Raw genomic sequence first — 17,126 nt, 5'->3', positions numbered from 1 at the left:
CCTGATCTATTCTTCAGGACTTACAAAAAAAACCAATCTCTTTGTTAAAAACATTTTTTAACAAAGAGATTGGGGTTTTCGTAAGTCCGTTCTTTTTAAATCGGATTAGGACTATCTATAAACCAATGTTCCAAATCAAAATGGTTTGCAAGATAAACTCCGAGGGATTGAATACCGAAACGCTCCGTAGCATGATGACCACAGGAAAAATATTGTATGCCTAATTCCATAGCCTGATAGAACGTTCGTTCAGAAACCTCACCGCTTAAATAAGCATCAACTCCAAGTTGATAAGCTTCTTCTATAAAGTCTTGGGCTGCACCTGTGCACCATGCGATGTAATGAATCATTTTTTCATTTCCCGCAATATGTACAGGATACTGACCAAGTTTATGTTCTAAAAAACTGGAAAATTGTTCGCTGTTCATTGACTTTGATAATTTTCCAGACCAAAGCAGATTGGCGGTATTATTGACCTTGTGCATCTCAGGGGAATCTATTAACAGCAAATTCGCCAAGCTGGCATTATTCCCTAACTCGGGATGACAATCCAAAGGCAAATGATAAGCAAACAAATTCATGTTATAACCTAATAGCTTGGCGATTCTACGACGTTTCATCCCGGAAATAACCGGGTTTTCACCCCTCCAGAAATAACCATGGTGAACCAACAGTGCATCAGCTTGCCGCTCAATAGCCTGGGAAATCACATCCTCTGATGCACTGACTGCCGTACAGACACGTTTGATGTTTTCTTTGCCTTCGACTTGAATTCCATTAGGCGCGTAATCCTGGTATTGAGAACAATTCAGGAAATCCAGCAAAAAAAGGCCTAATTCATCTCTTGTAATCACCTGTCAGAAACTCTCTTAATGTCTGCTCCCAATAGAGATAATTTTTCTTCTATTCGCTCATAACCTCTATCCACATGATAAATGCGCTCAACTACTGTTTCTCCTTCAGCGACCAGGCCCGCAAGAATCAAACTGGCTGATGCCCTTAAATCAGTAGCCATAACCGGTGCGCCTGTTAATTTTTCTACACCATGAACGATGGCTGTATTTCCATTAAGTTGGATATTAGCTCCCATTCGCTGTAACTCTTGAACATGCATAAACCGGTTTTCGAAAATAGTTTCTACAATAGTTGAAGAACCTTCTGCTACAGAATTCATTGCCATAAATTGAGCCTGCATATCCGTTGCAAATGCAGGGTAAGGGGCGGTAGAAATATTAACCGCTTCAGGACGCTTGTTATGCATATTTAAACTAACCCAGTCCTCACCAATAGTTAATTCTGCGCCTGCCTCTTCAAATTTACATAATTGGGACAATAAAGTATCAGGACGTACTTTCTTAACTGTAACTTGACCACGAGTAAGTGCCCCAGCAGCCAAATAAGTGCCAGCCTCTATTCTATCGGACATGACTGAGTAAGTCCCTCCGTTTAATGACTCAACACCTTCCACTTCAATAGTTGAAGTACCTGCGCCTCTTATTTTCGCTCCCATTTGAATCAGAAAATTAGCCAAATCCACCACTTCTGGTTCACGCGCAGCATTTTTAATTGTCGTAATGCCTTCTGCCAACACAGCGGCCATTAATACATTTTCAGTTCCTGTGACAGTAACTGTGTCAAACATCAAGCGTTTACCTTGCAAACGTCCTTTTTTGCAACGAGCATTAATGTACCCATTTTTAACAGTAATGTCAGCCCCCATAGCTCTTAATGCTTTTAAATGCAGGTCAACTGGTCTTGTTCCAATGGCACATCCACCAGGTAAAGAAACATCTGCCTTACCAAAGCGAGCCAGCATTGGGCCTAATACCAAAATGGAAGCACGCATTGTTTTGACCAGATCATAAGGAGCGACAAATTCATTGACTTGGCTGGAATCAACCTGAACATTCATCTTTTCATCAACAATTAAATGAGCTCCTAATTGGCCTAACAGTTCCATCATGGTGGTGATGTCTTTAAGATGAGGTACATTAGATATGGTGACATGATCACTGGCTAATAGACTGGCAGCCATGATTGGAAGAGCAGCGTTTTTTGCTCCTGAAATGACTACTTCACCGTGTAATGCTTTACCACCATTAATCAATAATTTATCCATGTTGCTTCCCCCATTCTTCTTTTGTCCATGTCTTCATACTGATAGCATGAAGCCTACCGGTGGTAATAAAGTCTTTAAGCTGGGCATAAACCCATTGCTGTCTCGCTACTTTAGACTTATTAAGAAAGATATCGGTCACTACAGTTACCTGATATTGATAACCATCCCCTTCTACCTTGACATAAAATACATCGTCAATTTCATTAAGTCTTTGTTCAATTTCTTCATTACTTAACATAAACTTAGCTCACTAATTAAAATAAATACAAATTTTTTATACTTTTATTGATAAAAATTAATAGATACGACTAAATCATTATCAAAAATTCCGTGTATTCCCTCATTTTCTATAGATTTGGATTTTTTCGCTTGTCACAACATTACCTCATAATTCAGGGGAATTTATCAATTCAGGAGGACAACTAGAGTCTGTTAACTTTTCTCTGGCTTGAAACTCAAGACCTTGATTTTTAAGCAACGGAGCACAGAAAACCAACGTTTTAAAGCCAAGATAGTAGAAATGTCGATAGATCCTAGCGCTCTAAAGGGATAAGTTCTATGGAATAATAAATAGCTCTGACTCAGAATTGTTTCAAGATGTTTGTAAAATAGTTTTCACTCCACAGAATTCAGCCAGGGATTGAGTTTCAGGAGATATTCCTATTACTTCAAAAACCTTATTACTTTGTTTACATAATTTTCTAGCTTCAATAATTAAAGCAAGCCCAGCACTATCGCAATGAGTCACCTCGCTTAAATCAAGGCAAAATTTTTCTCTGGTATCGTCCATTAAAGCTTTATAAAGCTTGTCACGAACCGATACCACTGATTTAAATGTAAGCTCAGCGCCAGGTTTAAAGTTATTAATTTCCACAATCAGGAAGCCTTCTTAATTTGTTTTTGTTGCATTTCCTTAATCACTTGACTGATACTTGAATGTTGCAGTGCCTGTGCAAATTGCGATCTAAAACTTTGCAACAAACTAACACCCTCAACACTGATATCATAAATTTTCCATTTCCCATTCTTGGATACAAGACTATAACTCAATGGTATGTTTTGCCCCGCAGAGCGCACAATCACGCTATTTACACGAATAAACCGGCTATTTAAAGAACCACGTAAGGGTAAAAACTGCACTGTTTCATCGGAATATTGGGCCAATGGGCTGGAATAAGTACGAATCACCAAGCGAGTAAATGCTTTTGAGAACTGAATTCTTTCCGCTTCGGTTGCCTTACTCCAGGCTTGCCTGCCCAGAACGGAACGAGACATACCCGCCACATCAACGTTAGGTACTAGATTCTCCTCAACTGCTTTGTAAATAATCTCAGGATTACTTTTCAAACGTGCTTTATTTTCTTTAAGAACAGAAATAATTTGATTAGCAGCACGTTCTAACATAGGAATAGGAGAGGTTTGAGCAACCATTGCTTGAGATAATGTCGTCAATACAACGAATAAAATTGTTTTAAAAACTCTCATGGTTCACCTATTTTTTTATATTAAATAATAATTGGCCTATAAGATTTTCAAGAATAATTGCTTCCTGAGTCTTTGCAATGGTATCTCCATCACGTAAATAGGGATGCTCTTTGTCACCGTCCTCGTCAAAACCGGGAACAATACTAATATAATTCGAACCAAGCAAGCCTTCGGTCAAAATTCGTGCAGACGCATCCTCATAAGGAATCTTTTTATCACTATTCAAAGTCATAGTCACTCTTGCATTGAGCTCACCTGGCTGTAACTCAATTCGACTGACCTCACCAATACGAACACCCGCAACGGTCACTGGAGCTCGCACTTTTAAACCACCGATATCAGTAAAATCTGCTGTGACACGGTAGGTTTTATCGGACATAAAATCAGTAATGTTACTCACTTTCATCGCCATTACTAATAATGCAAGCAGCCCAAGCAACATAAAGATTCCTACACTAATGTCCACATAACGTTGCTTTTTCATTTACCAATCTCCAATCATCATTGCAGTCAACAAGAAATCAAGACCTAATACAGCAAGCGATGAGTATACTACAGTTTTAGTTGTAGCATGACTGATGCCTTCAGCTGTTGGCACACACTCAAAACCTTGGAATACAGAAATCCAGGTGACCACAAATGCGAAAACCAAGCTTTTTATAATCCCGCTTAAGATATCTATACGAAAATTTACTGCAGCTTGCATATTAGACCAAAAACTCCCTGCATCCACACCTAACCAGTAAACACCAATAAAATAACCACCATATATAGCTACTGCAGAAAAAATCAAAGCAAGTATAGGTAACGCTATAAATCCTGCTACAAAACGCGGATAAACCACTCTTCCTAAAGGATCCACTCCCATCATATCCATACTGGATAACTGCTCTGTTGCTTTCATTAAGCCAATTTCAGCTGTAAGAGCCGACCCAGCACGCCCTGCAAACAATAGAGCGCTGATTACAGGTCCTAATTCTCTGGCGACGCTTAAAGCTAATAATTGGCCTAATTGACTTGAAGCACCAAATTTTTGTAACGTATTATACCCCTGAAGCCCTACTACCATACCAATAAACAAGGCTGATACCACAATAATTAAACAAGACAATACACCGATAAAATAAAGCTGATAACGTACTAATGGCCATAACCTCAAAACATTAGGCTTTCTAAACAACATAGAAAATAAAAACAGTCCTGAACTGCCAATACCTTGTAAGGCTCGTACACCTCGATTACCCAAGCGCGCGATTGTATCAAGCATTTAATAACTCCTCTGTATACGGCTTCGCCGGATAATGGAATGGAACTACCCCATCCGCTTCTCCATGCATAAACTGTCTTATCTGAGGTTCAATAGATCGCTTTAATTCTTCCGGCGTACCTTGACCTATAATCTTACCTCCTGATATTAAGTAGATGTAATCTGCTATTGAACACGTTTCTTCAACATCATGAGATACGATAATAGTAGTAGTATGCAATAATTGATTCAATCGTTGTATTAACCTGACCAATACTCCCATAGAAATTGGGTCTTGCCCCGTAAAAGGCTCATCATACATCATTAACACAGGGTCAAGGGCAATGGTTCTGGCTAATGCAACTCGCCTGCACATCCCCCCGGATAATTGAGCAGGCATTAGATGCGCAGCTCCACGCAAACCAACGGCTTCTAGTTTCATTAATACAATGTTTCTTATCATGGATGCATTTAATTCAGTATGTTCTCTTAGTGGAAAAGCAACATTTTCAAATACTGAAAGATGAGTAAATAAGGCACTACTTTGAAAAAGCAATCCCATGTTTCGCCTGGTTTCATAAAGCGCTTTGCGGGATAATTGATGGATATTCTGGCCATTGACATAAATTTGGCCACTATCAGGCGTTAATTGCGCACCAATTAACCGCAGTAAAGTAGTCTTTCCAGAACCACTGGGTCCCATAATAGCGGTAATCTTGCCTTGTTTCACTACCATATCAATGCCATCAAAAATGCAGCGATCATCAAGGCTAAAGAATAGATTTTTTATTTCAACCCAATTATCAGGCATGCTTTATTATCCAATTATTATTTTAACGGGTAATGATGTCAGTTCGATATCTATCAAAGACAGGTAATGCTTTTTTATCTCTTTAATGAAGTATATACTGGATAAATAAAAATGTGTTTAATAATTGCGTTTCCACTAAAAAAAACTTTATAAAATTTTTTTTACACAACCAATTTTTTCAATAATTGTTCATAAAATTCAAATAAAATTCATTTTTCGCAAAAAGAGAGAAAACTGGATTTTATTTAATCCAAAAATAATATTATAAGCACTACATATTAAACCGTATTAAGATACCAACAACCTATTCAAATATTACACAATTGTATCAGTTACTCAAATATAGGGTACATCATTTAAATGCATTATGTTAGAATGAAAGCCAAACAAAATTACAACGCAACGGCCTATGAACTTTTGCACACTTGGACTAGCAGTTATTGAAACTGAAGCACAAGCTGTATTTGAGCTAACTCAACGAATTGATGAACGTTTTGAAAAAGCTTGTGAATTACTCTTATCATGCAAAGGGCGCATTGTCGTCACAGGCATGGGGAAATCTGGCCACATAGCTAATAAACTGGCGTCTACTTTTTCCAGCACTGGCAGCCCTGCTTTTTTTATGCATCCTGGGGAGGCAAGTCATGGAGACTTAGGCATGATAACCCGTCAGGATATAGTTGTTGCCATTTCCAATTCGGGTAATACCCATGAAATAGTTACGTTGCTTCCATTATTAAAAAGGCTTGAAGTACCCTTAATTGCATTGACCGGTAATAAACAATCAACTCTGGCTAAATCGGCCGATATCAATATAGATGTCAGTATTAAACAAGAGGCCTGCCCACTAGGTCTTGCTCCAACAACCAGCACTACTGTATCGCTGGTTATGGGAGATGCATTGGCTATATCTCTTTTACAAGCACGGGGATTTAGCGCAGAAGATTTCGCCCTTTCCCATCCAGGAGGAACACTTGGCAAAAAGCTCTTGCTAAGAATAGATGATTTATGTCATACAGGAGAGCAACTTCCATTAGCGAATGAAAACGCCACAGTGAGTGACGCTTTAATTGAAGTCACGAATAAAAAACTGGGAATGACTTGTGTTGTAGACAAGCATGGCTATTTAGTGGGTGTATATACTGATGGAGATATACGTCGAACATTGACACGTCAATTTAATATCAACACCACTTTAATTAAGGACGTCATGACTAAAAACTGCAGAACCATTCCTAAAGGCATGTTGGCTGCCGAAGCTTTAGCAATCATGCAAAAATATAGCATCACATCCCTGGTGGTAGTTGAAAATGATAATAGACCTTATGCGGTACTCCATTTACATGACTTGCTAAAAGCAGGTGTTTTTTAATATATAGAGAAAAGAATGAACGACTTATTGGAAAAAGCGAAAAAAATTAAATGTCTTATTTGTGATGTCGATGGTGTGCTCAGTGATGGTCTTCTTCACATTGATAATCACGGTAATGAACTGAAATCATTCCATGTACAAGATGGAATGGGATTAAAATTATTAATGGCTGCCGGGATACAAGTCGCAATCATTACCACTGCACAAAACACTGTGGTTGACCATCGAATGGAGCAATTAGGTATAACTCATTATTATAAAGGTCAGGTTGATAAACGTAACGCTTACCAACATCTAAAAAAAACATTAGGCCTCAATGATGAAGAGTTCGCCTATATTGGTGATGATTTGCCTGACTTACCTTTAATACAACAAGTGGGATTAGGTGTTGCGGTGAGTAATGCCGTGCCTCAGGTTCTCGAATTTGCGGATTGGAGGACAGAGCGAACTGGTGGTCGAGGTGCGGTTCGTGAATTATGTGACTTAATTCTTAACGCACAAAATAAAGCAGAATTAGCAATCACAGGCTATTTAAAACAATGAATACTACCAAGCAAGCAATTTGGCTATTCTTGACCTTGCTTGTTTTAGCAGGCTCGGGTTGGTATTATGCTCATTTTAATCAGGCTATTATCAATAAGAAAACGTTGTCAAATGAAGTTGACACAACGATTTCGCAGCTTACCGTAAAGCAATTTAATTCAGAAGGTGTGTTAATTAACTTATTAACCACTCCACAGGTAGAATATATTCCTAACAATAATCTTCATTTGCTTAAAAACCCTCATATTATTATTAAGCAAGACAATCAACCGGCATGGGAAATCAATTCATTACGGGCAAAATCATTTGACGGTGGTAAACAAATTACATTTATCGAGCAAGTAGTGGTTCATCAAAGTCCCGGGGAAAGCACTCGGGAAAGTACTTTAAAAACTGAAGAAATCACTTATTACCCCAAGGAAAAAAAAGCAACAACAAGTCTTTTTGTAACCTTTGAACAACCAGGCAATATTATACAGTCTACTGGAATGAATGCCTATTTGGATGAGAAAAGAGTAGAGTTACTCCATAAAGCCAGAGGTAGTTATGACCCAGCTAAAGGTTAAATACATTATACTGTTATTGTTGATGTTGTGCTCTATTTCAGGAAACGCCCTTCCGTTTGATAAGGAAAAAATGGTGCAAGTGGTTTCTGATTCAGCGGATTTAAATCAAAAAAACCATCAGGGAGTCTATATAGGAAATGTTGAATTCGTTCAAGGCTCAACCAATTTACGTGCAGCAAAAGCCATTACTCAAGGGGATGCCAAAAATCAGCTTACTTTAGCTATCGCTGAAGGCTCTAAAGATAAGCAAGCTCATTATTGGACTACAACAGCCCCGGATAAACCCCCATTCCATGCCTATGCGGATACTATAAAATATTACCCGCTCAAACATTTAATCGAATTAATAGGGAACGCTCGCATAGAGCAGGGACCCAACTCTCTTTCAGCGGCCAAAATTAGTTATGATACTCAGGAACAACATGTTTTATCTCATAGTGACGAAAAAACAAGAACGACAATCATTATTTATCCTGAAAAGAAATCATGAGTTTACTAGAAGCCAAACAATTAAAAAAATCATTTAAGGGCCGAACGGTTGTTAATGGTGTCAGCATTCACATTAAGCAAGGTGAATGTGTAGGGTTGTTGGGTCCTAACGGAGCGGGTAAAACCACTTGTTTTTATATGATTGTAGGTCTGCAATCCTGTGATGAAGGTCACATTATTCTTAACGGAAAAGACATAACTCAAGATGCTATGCATCTGAGAGCAAGGCACGGTATTAGTTACCTTCCGCAAGAAGCCTCTGTTTTTAGAAAGCTTACTGTTGCCGAAAATATCATGGCAATTCTGGAACTAAGAAAAGATTTAGATGATCAAACGCGGGAAGAAAAGCTGGATCTCCTCTTACAAGAGTTTCATATTTCCCACATAGAAAACAGCTTGGGCATGGCATTATCTGGCGGTGAAAGAAGGCGTGTTGAGATTGCAAGAGCTCTGGCAATAGAGCCATCCTTTATCTTACTTGACGAACCCTTTGCAGGAGTTGATCCAATTTCTGTAATCGATATCAAAAAAATTATCTTGCATTTGTGCGATAAAGGCATAGGGGTTTTAATTACAGATCATAACGTAAGAGAGACTTTAGACATTTGTGAACGCGCTTATATTGTCAGTCAGGGAAAAATTCTTTGCGAAGGAACCCCGGAAGCCATACTCGCCAATCAGCAAGTAAGGCAAGTCTATTTGGGTGAAGAATTTGCTTTGTAGCCTAATTTAAAAAATACATTTTTAATTATATTATGTTGCTAATTATTGATAACTACGATTCATTTACTTATAACCTGGTCCAGTATTTCCAGAGCCTGAATCAAGAAGTGGTCGTTTTTAAAAATGACCAAATTCAAATTGATGCTATCCGAAAATCAGCTCCACAATACATAGTCATTTCACCAGGCCCCAACTCTCCTGATGAATCAGGAGTTTCTATAGAAGTTATTAAGGAATTTCATGGACATACCCCGATATTGGGTATTTGTCTTGGCCATCAGTGCATAGCTCAGGCTTTTGGAGGTAAAATTATTCCAGCGTCAGAAATCATGCATGGTAAAACTTCAGAAATTACCCATCATTACCAGGGCTTATTTAAAGGAATACCGAATCACTTTCAAGCGACAAGGTATCATTCTTTAGCTGTAGATATCATGAGCTTGCCCAATTGCTTTTCGATAGATGCATGGGCAAACAATACAATAATGGCAATATCACATCGTCAATTTCCTCTTTTTGGTCTACAATTTCATCCTGAAGCCATATTAAGTCAATTTGGCTTACAAATACTCGAGAATTTTTTACGTTATGAAACCCAAACTTCTATTTGAACAGCTTCTATCCCGACAGGATTTGAGCTCAGAACAGATGCAAGAGATCATCCATGCTTGTATGACAGGTGAGTTTAGTGATGTGCAAATTGCAACCTTTCTGGTATTAATGCGCATGAAAGGCGAAACCGTCAATGAGCTTACTGCAGCTGCTAAAGTCATGAGACAATTAGCCCACAAAATAGATTTAGGAAATAATCTCATTGATATAGTTGGCACTGGCGGAGATGGAAGAAATACTTTTAATGTATCGACAGCATGTGGTTTTGTAGCAGCTGCGGCAGGGATAAAGGTTGCAAAGCATGGTAACCGTTCTGTTTCAAGCCGAAGTGGCAGCGCTGATCTATTAGAACAAGCTGGATTTATACTCAATCTTTCTGACTTACATGTACAAGACTGCATGAACCAATGTCAATTGGCTTTCTTGTTTGCTCCCCATTATCATCCTGCCATGCAACATGCGAGAGCTGCAAGACAACAATTAGGAATAAGGACTTTATTTAATTTACTTGGCCCGCTGATTAACCCGGCTCAGGTAAAACGACAAGTTGTTGGTGTATTTTCTACGAGTTGGCTCAAAACAATAGCCACTGTTCTGGCTAATTTGGGTAGTGAAAGATCATTAGTAATAAGCTCCCAGGATGGACTGGATGAAATTAGTATTGCGGCCAAAAGCGAAGTGGTTGAATACCGTGATGGACATTTTAAGCAATGGTTCATTTTTCCTGAAGATTATGGTCTAAAGCATTCTTCTTTAGATGCAATCATAGTGGACTCACCGGAACAAAGTCTGCATTTGATTCAATCAGTACTTTCCGGTGATTCTGGCCCAGCTCGAGATATAGTCCTTCTCAATTCTGCCGCAGCCATTTATTGTGCCAAAGATGATATATCGTTTGATGCGGCCATAGAGGAAGCAAGAATTGCTATTGATAGTGGTAAGGCAAATGATTGCTTTAACAAACTTCGTTTATTGACTCAAACTTTAAATAAAGAATCAAATCATGAATAGTATCCTAGAACGCATAGCTCAGCATAAATTAGAGGAAATTGCAGTCGCGAAAAAGAACAAACCTTTGCATGTTCTGTCAAAACAACGGCCGGGAGAAATACGTGACTTCACAACCGCTTTAAAATCCAATGCTTCCCCGGCAATCATCGCTGAGATAAAAAAAGCTTCTCCAAGCAAGGGTTTAATTCGAAAAGATTTTAATGTTGCAGAAATTGCCAAAACTTATACTCAGCATGGTGCAAGATGCTTATCTGTTTTAACGGATATTGAGTTTTTTCAGGGTCATCCGGATTATTTAGCCTTGGCAAAATCAAAAAGTACTTTACCCGTATTACGTAAAGATTTTATTATTGATTCTTATCAAATCTACGAAAGTCTCGTCTTGGGCGCTGATTGTATTTTGTTGATTGTCGCCTTATTGGATGATGTGCAATTAATGGATTTTTGCCAACTGGCTCAAGAACTTAAAATGTCTGTTTTGGTTGAAAGCCACACGCAAGATGAGTTAGAAAGAGCCTTACGCTTACCTACCCCTCTTATAGGCATTAACAACCGCAGCCTTCACACCTTTAAAACAGACATTCAGTTGAGTATCCAATTAAAACAACTGGCCCCTAAAGATAAAATTATTATTACCGAAAGCGGAATTAACACCCGTGAAGACATAAAATTAATGCAATCCCATGGAATTAATGCCTTTTTGATTGGAGAAAGTTTAATGAGAGCTGATAACATCGGGAAAGCATTACAGGAACTGATGCATAATTAATTGCAATTACTCAAATCCGGGCTCCGGTATTTGGACTGGCTCGGGCTCTGGTAATTCAGGATAGCCTGGCTCCAAAGGCTCTGGATTATCAGGATACTCTAAAGGTTGTTCAGGGTACTCTGATGGCTCCTCTGGATACTCAATTGGTTGTTCTGGTGTTTCAATGTTATTTCTCATATCATCTATCAGTTGCTAGATTATTTAAATTATAGCAAATTCTTTTAATGTATCTTATTCATCATAATTTTAAATTCGAGTAGAAATTTATCTTTTTATTCTATTGAGGCTTACCTGATATTCTATTAATGATGTAGTGAAATGAAGCCCATACTTTAACTGTAGTCAAATACTGTCTGAAACCTACCATGTCTATTATGGATAAACCAAAAATTTTAAGTACATCATTAAATTTACGATATTTGTTAAAGGTTATCAGATTAATAAAGGCACTGGCTAAACTGAGGTAAGAACTGAATCCCCAGGCGAGAATCATATAAAGCAACGCAGAATACCCATTTAGAATCCCAATATAGTATGCGATAAATACACAAACATAAGCTGTAAATTCAACATAAGGTGCCAGGATTTCAAGTAACATATAGAAAGGGTAACTGATCAAACCCTGTATTTTATAACGGGGGTTTAGAAACATATACCAATAACGAAGAGTAGAGCGCAATAGACCTCTTCTCCAATGATTCTGTTGTATAGTATACGATTTGATATTATTTGGTGTCATTGTCCAGATAGCAGCCTTTGGAGTAAACCCTATCCGATAATCTATCTTGTTACGACGGTAATATTCATGGAGTTTTATAATAACTTCTGCATCTTGTGAAAAATTACTGGTATCGAAACCATTTACATTTAAAAGTGCTTGACGCTGAAAAAGAGTCGCTGTCCCAGAATAAGACATAGTGCCACCAAAACGATTCCATGCGGTACGATTAAATAAATGAGACCGCATATATTCATTAATTTGTAATGCTGAGATCCATCTTTTTGGTAAGTTAGCTTCAACAATTTTCCCTTGATGCACCTTACAATCATTTAACAAATACACTCCTCCACCAACGGCAATAGTATGTTCATTACTAAGCATATAATGAATCATTTCTGATATAGCATCTGGTTCCATGACGGAATCGGCGTCCAAAACCATAACATAAGGAGTAAAACATAAATTTAATCCAACGTTCAAAGCATCACCTACCCCAAAATGCTCTTTATCGATTAACATAAGGTGGGAGTGTGTTTTAGAGATATATCCCTGATTTACCTTCGCTGTTTTAATAGGCTCTTCATTGATAAGTTCAAGCTTTTCAAATTTAAAAATTTCTGTGATTGCATTAAAAGTTTTACCGTCGGGATCACCATCCAAAATAACAATGACATAGAGATTTGGATATTCTGATTTCAAAGCAGACCAAACAGCATTTGCAAGAGTTTGCCCCACTTTATAAGCCGGTATAAGCACCGTTACTGGTGGCAAATGTTTTTTATTTATAATCGAATAAATATTGGTGTATTTTGATAGTTTATAGCTGGCTATGATTTCAGGAAAAGAATAAATTAAAAGAATAGTATAAGCAACCAGGGAAAAAATAAAATAGCAAAGAATACACAAGTTAATAAAAACAAGAAGATTAATCATCATCCGCTTCATTCCTGGTTTGTTGAATTTTTAAAAAATAATCTGCTTCACCGGTAGTCGTTTTTGCCCTGTCATCTTTATATTGTTGAAGAATTTTTTGGCCTAAAACACCATAATATGACAGAGTTTTCGCAGCATTCGTTCTAACCCACCATTCTTTATCTTTTAGTGAGCTTTTTAATAGATCCAGGGAGGCAGGATCTTGTAACTCCCCTAAAGTCCTCACAATAACATTACGAACTATCCAATTTTTATCATGAATAAGTTGTTTATAAGTATCAAGATAACGATTTTTATCTATGCATGGCAAAACACGAATAGCGGCAAGGCGAACATTAATATTCTCGTTATAGCAATCAGCTTTGGTAATATCAAAATACTCAGGAATACTGCTTGTCACTCGCAATATTTCATAACAAATTTTTTTCAGCCAAGGATTATCCGTTGAAGTTAATACTTCTCCAATAATTTTGATCAACTCAGGGGATGCCGCCAATGAATGAATTGCAAAAGCATGAAAAATATGGGCCTCAGATTTCAATCGCTCTAATATTTCTTTTAAAAGCTCGGGATGCCCTATTTTCGAAGCAACTCTCATGGCATTAAAACTAATTATTAGGTTATTATCCTTAATTAATTTGATAAGTAAGCTATAGTCCTTAGAGCTAATATAATAATCAAAACACAATACTAAAAGATATCTTTTTTCCCATGACCTTCTATTAATGAACTGACGTGCTTGGGGTAACATTAGATCACGTATGATTTCAATTCTCTTTTCTTCCCAGTCAGGAACATCTTCTGGTTTAATTTTTTTTAATACACGTAACCCTATTTCAACATTTTTTGCTAAATAGGAAGGAATAGGTTTATTTTGGAGAATGAGGTCTTGTAAGTTATCATAAGCCTTTTTATTTCTTCTTTTCTTTATAAAAAAATATAATTTTGAAATATAGGAAGCAATTATAAAAGATAAAATAATAATAAATTCAATCGTGATAAAATAAATAATGAGACTGAATTGAAGTTCATTTATTATCATCACAAGAAACCCGCTTTTAATCCAAGATCGAAATGCACTAATGTGCGAAGAAGTTGTTTGGGATACAACATTTCCTCATAACCTATTCCATATTGAATAGAAATTGTTTTATTAAGCGGTTGCTGAACCTCGAAAAGAAACAATCGATCCTTTATTTTAATAAAATCAACTGTTAATAAATCCGTTAAATCTGGCGATGTTCCATCCATATATACAAATCCAATGTATTGATTGGGATCCTCCCCATATCGACGTACTCCAAAGCGATATAAAGTTGAAGTTGGACCTGAGCCAGGAATAAAATGGATTGGGCGAAAATTAAAATAGTAATTGCCTATGAATTTATTAATACTTCCTGTCACTGAATTAAGAGTAAAATGAGCAATTTCCCTGTGCGCGCCACCAAAGGAGCCATCTATTTCATAAGGGAAATAAATATGCAGTTCTCCACTCTCCAATTCATCAGGAAACAACTCAGGCTTATTGGCATAAGCATAGGTCAAATCCAGAGTTGCATATTTGCCAATATTAGGATAAGCATCTACTTCGAATTGTGTCGCATTCTGATTATAGCGCGTAGCATAATTCACTGAGCCACCAAAAGCTCCTAAAGAATTAACCCAGTAACCGTAGAAATTGGACAAATTCCAATATTGTCTGGGGATATTAACAGACATGTTGTCCGTAAAAACTCCCATTATCAATTTAGGACGTTTGACTTCATCTGTCACTAATTCCAAGTTTCTTCTGCCTGCGAGCAGGACTCTTTTGGACGTTTGGGTTGAGCTCATCTCATTGACAAACTGTTTGGCGCTCTCACTTTTTTCTTCCTTCTCCATATTGTTTAACAATAGGATTGATTGTTGATTTCCAGGATTATATTTCAAATTTTGATTTAAAACTGCCTTGGCTTCTTGCTTTCTATTCAGTAAAAATAAGATTTTGGCCTTCAAAAATAAGAGTTCACTATGATGAGAATTAATGGTCAGTCCTTGGTCAACTGTTTCAAGAGCTTGACTATAACTATTACTTTTTAAAAGACAATTAATTAAGCCTAATCTGGCATCCAGATATTGTGGATAACTATCCAAAACAGGGTTAAAAACAGAGATAGCCTTATCGCATTGATTTAATTGACTGAAAGCTAATCCTTTATACAGAGAAACATCAACATCCTTAGGGAAGGCTCTTAAATAATCCTGACTCAGTTTAATCGTTTGATCGAAATTTTTCTTTTTATAAGCAGCTTTAATCTCTTCCAGAGTTGTAGTGGTTTTAATTTGATTGGGATCCGCAAAGCAAATTTCAGACTGAAAAAAAACCAATAAGATGAATGATGAGAGAACAAGTTTAAAACTCACAATGATCCTTATTTTGACAGAAAAATTATTCTGTTGTTATCCTGTAACGAAATTAAACTTCATTTTTTATCTAAGTCATCATAACACTAATTTTTATGATTCAACAGTTCATCATACAGTTTAATATGCTGTTTTGTAATCCGTTCCCAACTGTATTGCTCTGCTGCATGTGTGGCTTCCAGGCTTAAATTATGATATTCAACCTCAGAAAGAGCCAGCAAATCCAATATGGCTTGGGCGAGTAAAACAGGGTCCTTCCTCTCAAGAATTTTACCTACTGCAAATTGCTCAGGACCACCACAACGTGTCACAACAACTGGTAGCCCACATCCCATAGCTTCTAAACATGATATCCCAAAACCTTCACTGCGTGAAGGCATCACACTTAATTTAGAAATATTATGCACTTTAGCTACCCTTTCAGGGATTTGCTGACCTATAAAATGCATATTATTCAAATCGATGCGTGCAGGATCTAATTTCGCACAGAATTCTTCAATAGAACCTGAACCCATCATGATAAAATGGACATTGACCTGGGTTTGTAACAATTTATTCGCTGCCAGTATAAAATCCACTCCCTTGGTGCGAGATATCTTTCCTGCGAAACTGATTATTGGAATACCCGGTTCTATGTGAATTCCTAACTCAGCTAGAACAGAGTCTCTCATAACAGGCCGTTTTTTAAAAATGCTATCATCATACCCATTCGAGAGAACTACGATTTGCTTTTCCTGAATGTGATAAAGGCGCATTACCTCATGCTTAACTGATTCGGAAATTGCAATAATCTTTTTGGCTCCATGTGCACTGGCACATACCTTTTCTGCAATCGCTGGATAATATTTCAAACCCAATTGATCGCTATGATGTGCAACAACAGTATAATTCACATTCATCTGATACAATACCCAGCTACTTAACCAAATATGATGACATTCAATAACATCAGGCTGGAATTCTTGAATCAATTGTTTTAGCTCATGAGTCAGTTGTTGCTCATAGAATGCAATTTGTTGTTCTGTAAGACTCTTAAAAGTTATGGCATTTGGATTTCGGGGATGTGGGTCCGTAATCATTAATGGAAAAGTAGGAATAGCAACTGAATCTTTGCTAATTGGAAACTCCCATATTTTATAAATGTGAGTATTTTTATAATATTCATCCTTATCTACAGATTCGAAATTGGAATCAGGGAAAAAAATTTTTACTTGATGCCCTGATTTAATTAATTGTTTAGATAAGCCTTTAATGACAGTAAAGCTTCCTGTACCCCATGGACCTGTATTGATAAATAAAATTCGCATCCAGCATTAATCCTTT

21 protein-coding genes are annotated in these 17,126 nt (G+C 37.2%); 8 read left to right on the top strand and 13 right to left on the bottom strand.

What is annotated here, in order from left to right; translation table 11 throughout:
• Window positions 1-95 precede the first annotated feature (95 nt).
• The 8 genes from EL201_RS04460 to EL201_RS04425 all read right to left on the bottom strand — a co-directional run bounded on the left by EL201_RS04460 (window position 96) and on the right by EL201_RS04425 (window position 5,661).
• On the bottom strand, window positions 96-854 hold the full coding sequence (locus tag EL201_RS04460) for a Nif3-like dinuclear metal center hexameric protein (protein WP_027221210.1): 759 nt from the start codon (window positions 852-854) through the stop codon (window positions 96-98).
• A complete protein-coding gene (gene murA, locus EL201_RS04455; RefSeq protein ID WP_011945960.1) occupies window positions 851-2,119 on the bottom strand; it encodes a UDP-N-acetylglucosamine 1-carboxyvinyltransferase in 1,269 nt (422 codons plus the stop codon). The genes EL201_RS04460 and murA overlap by 4 nt, the downstream gene beginning before the upstream one ends.
• A complete protein-coding gene (locus EL201_RS04450; protein WP_027221209.1) occupies window positions 2,112-2,357 on the bottom strand; it encodes a BolA family protein in 246 nt (81 codons plus the stop codon). The genes murA and EL201_RS04450 overlap by 8 nt, the downstream gene beginning before the upstream one ends.
• 354 nt (window positions 2,358-2,711) lie before the next feature.
• The gene (locus EL201_RS04445) at window positions 2,712-2,993 is read right to left on the bottom strand and encodes an STAS domain-containing protein (RefSeq protein WP_027221208.1); all 282 of its coding nucleotides are present in this window, start codon (window positions 2,991-2,993) and stop codon (window positions 2,712-2,714) included.
• 2 nt (window positions 2,994-2,995) lie between these two features.
• The gene (locus tag EL201_RS04440; protein WP_027221207.1) at window positions 2,996-3,604 is read right to left on the bottom strand and encodes an MlaC/ttg2D family ABC transporter substrate-binding protein; all 609 of its coding nucleotides are present in this window, start codon (window positions 3,602-3,604) and stop codon (window positions 2,996-2,998) included.
• Between the two features lie 7 nt (window positions 3,605-3,611).
• The gene (mlaD, locus tag EL201_RS04435; RefSeq protein WP_027221206.1) at window positions 3,612-4,088 is read right to left on the bottom strand and encodes an outer membrane lipid asymmetry maintenance protein MlaD; all 477 of its coding nucleotides are present in this window, start codon (window positions 4,086-4,088) and stop codon (window positions 3,612-3,614) included.
• Window positions 4,089-4,871 (bottom strand): lipid asymmetry maintenance ABC transporter permease subunit MlaE, encoded by a 783-nt coding sequence (gene mlaE, locus EL201_RS04430; protein WP_027221205.1) that lies wholly within the window; start codon window positions 4,869-4,871, stop codon window positions 4,089-4,091.
• Window positions 4,864-5,661: an ABC transporter ATP-binding protein gene (locus tag EL201_RS04425; RefSeq protein WP_027221204.1), complete on the bottom strand. Its 798-nt coding sequence runs from the start codon at window positions 5,659-5,661 to the stop codon at window positions 4,864-4,866. Before EL201_RS04425 ends, mlaE begins: the two co-directional genes overlap by 8 nt.
• A 409-nt stretch (window positions 5,662-6,070) precedes the next feature.
• Between EL201_RS04425 and EL201_RS04420 the strand changes: the two genes are divergently transcribed.
• The 8 genes from EL201_RS04420 to trpC are packed head-to-tail and all read left to right on the top strand — an operon-like array spanning window position 6,071 to window position 11,746.
• Entirely contained in the window at window positions 6,071-7,033 is a 963-nt protein-coding gene (locus tag EL201_RS04420) for a KpsF/GutQ family sugar-phosphate isomerase (protein WP_027221203.1), read from the top strand.
• Between the two features lie 15 nt (window positions 7,034-7,048).
• A complete protein-coding gene (gene kdsC / locus EL201_RS04415) occupies window positions 7,049-7,576 on the top strand; it encodes a 3-deoxy-manno-octulosonate-8-phosphatase KdsC (protein ID WP_027221202.1) in 528 nt (175 codons plus the stop codon).
• Window positions 7,573-8,142 (top strand): LPS export ABC transporter periplasmic protein LptC, encoded by a 570-nt coding sequence (gene lptC, locus EL201_RS04410; RefSeq protein WP_027221201.1) that lies wholly within the window; start codon window positions 7,573-7,575, stop codon window positions 8,140-8,142. Before kdsC ends, lptC begins: the two co-directional genes overlap by 4 nt.
• The gene (gene lptA / locus EL201_RS04405) at window positions 8,123-8,632 is read left to right on the top strand and encodes a lipopolysaccharide transport periplasmic protein LptA (protein ID WP_027221200.1); all 510 of its coding nucleotides are present in this window, start codon (window positions 8,123-8,125) and stop codon (window positions 8,630-8,632) included. The genes lptC and lptA overlap by 20 nt, the downstream gene beginning before the upstream one ends.
• Window positions 8,629-9,354 carry an LPS export ABC transporter ATP-binding protein gene (gene lptB, locus EL201_RS04400; protein ID WP_027221199.1) on the top strand — a complete coding sequence of 242 codons (726 nt, stop codon included), beginning with the start codon at window positions 8,629-8,631 and terminating at the stop codon, window positions 9,352-9,354. Before lptA ends, lptB begins: the two co-directional genes overlap by 4 nt.
• A 32-nt stretch (window positions 9,355-9,386) precedes the next feature.
• The gene (locus tag EL201_RS04395; RefSeq protein ID WP_027221198.1) at window positions 9,387-9,965 is read left to right on the top strand and encodes an anthranilate synthase component II; all 579 of its coding nucleotides are present in this window, start codon (window positions 9,387-9,389) and stop codon (window positions 9,963-9,965) included.
• Window positions 9,943-10,977, top strand: coding sequence for an anthranilate phosphoribosyltransferase (gene trpD / locus EL201_RS04390; protein ID WP_027221197.1), 1,035 nt, complete (start codon window positions 9,943-9,945; stop codon window positions 10,975-10,977). Before EL201_RS04395 ends, trpD begins: the two co-directional genes overlap by 23 nt.
• Complete coding sequence (gene trpC, locus EL201_RS04385; protein ID WP_027221196.1) at window positions 10,970-11,746, top strand: indole-3-glycerol phosphate synthase TrpC; 777 nt, start codon at window positions 10,970-10,972, stop codon at window positions 11,744-11,746. Before trpD ends, trpC begins: the two co-directional genes overlap by 8 nt.
• Before the next feature lie 6 nt (window positions 11,747-11,752).
• Here the strand turns inward: trpC and EL201_RS15630 are convergent, their stop codons facing one another.
• The 5 genes from EL201_RS15630 to EL201_RS04365 all read right to left on the bottom strand — a co-directional run bounded on the left by EL201_RS15630 (window position 11,753) and on the right by EL201_RS04365 (window position 17,110).
• Window positions 11,753-11,923, bottom strand: a complete 171-nt coding sequence (locus EL201_RS15630; protein WP_162839342.1) for a hypothetical protein — start codon at window positions 11,921-11,923, stop codon at window positions 11,753-11,755.
• A 100-nt stretch (window positions 11,924-12,023) separates the two neighbouring features.
• The gene (locus EL201_RS04380; RefSeq protein WP_231955158.1) at window positions 12,024-13,403 is read right to left on the bottom strand and encodes a glycosyltransferase family 2 protein; all 1,380 of its coding nucleotides are present in this window, start codon (window positions 13,401-13,403) and stop codon (window positions 12,024-12,026) included.
• Window positions 13,393-14,442: a HEAT repeat domain-containing protein gene (locus EL201_RS04375; RefSeq protein WP_027221194.1), complete on the bottom strand. Its 1,050-nt coding sequence runs from the start codon at window positions 14,440-14,442 to the stop codon at window positions 13,393-13,395. The genes EL201_RS04380 and EL201_RS04375 overlap by 11 nt, the downstream gene beginning before the upstream one ends.
• A complete protein-coding gene (locus EL201_RS04370) occupies window positions 14,442-15,803 on the bottom strand; it encodes a YaiO family outer membrane beta-barrel protein (protein WP_050598259.1) in 1,362 nt (453 codons plus the stop codon). Before EL201_RS04370 ends, EL201_RS04375 begins: the two co-directional genes overlap by 1 nt.
• Window positions 15,804-15,889: 86 nt before the next feature.
• A complete protein-coding gene (locus tag EL201_RS04365) occupies window positions 15,890-17,110 on the bottom strand; it encodes a glycosyltransferase family 4 protein (RefSeq protein ID WP_027221192.1) in 1,221 nt (406 codons plus the stop codon).
• Window positions 17,111-17,126: the final 16 nt, after the last annotated feature.

This window comes from Legionella pneumophila subsp. pascullei, assembly GCF_900637585.1.
In the GTDB taxonomy this organism is placed as follows: domain Bacteria; phylum Pseudomonadota; class Gammaproteobacteria; order Legionellales; family Legionellaceae; genus Legionella; species Legionella pascullei.
The sequence above is the reverse complement of the archived record's forward strand: the minus strand, read 5'-3'. Positions and strand labels throughout refer to the sequence as shown.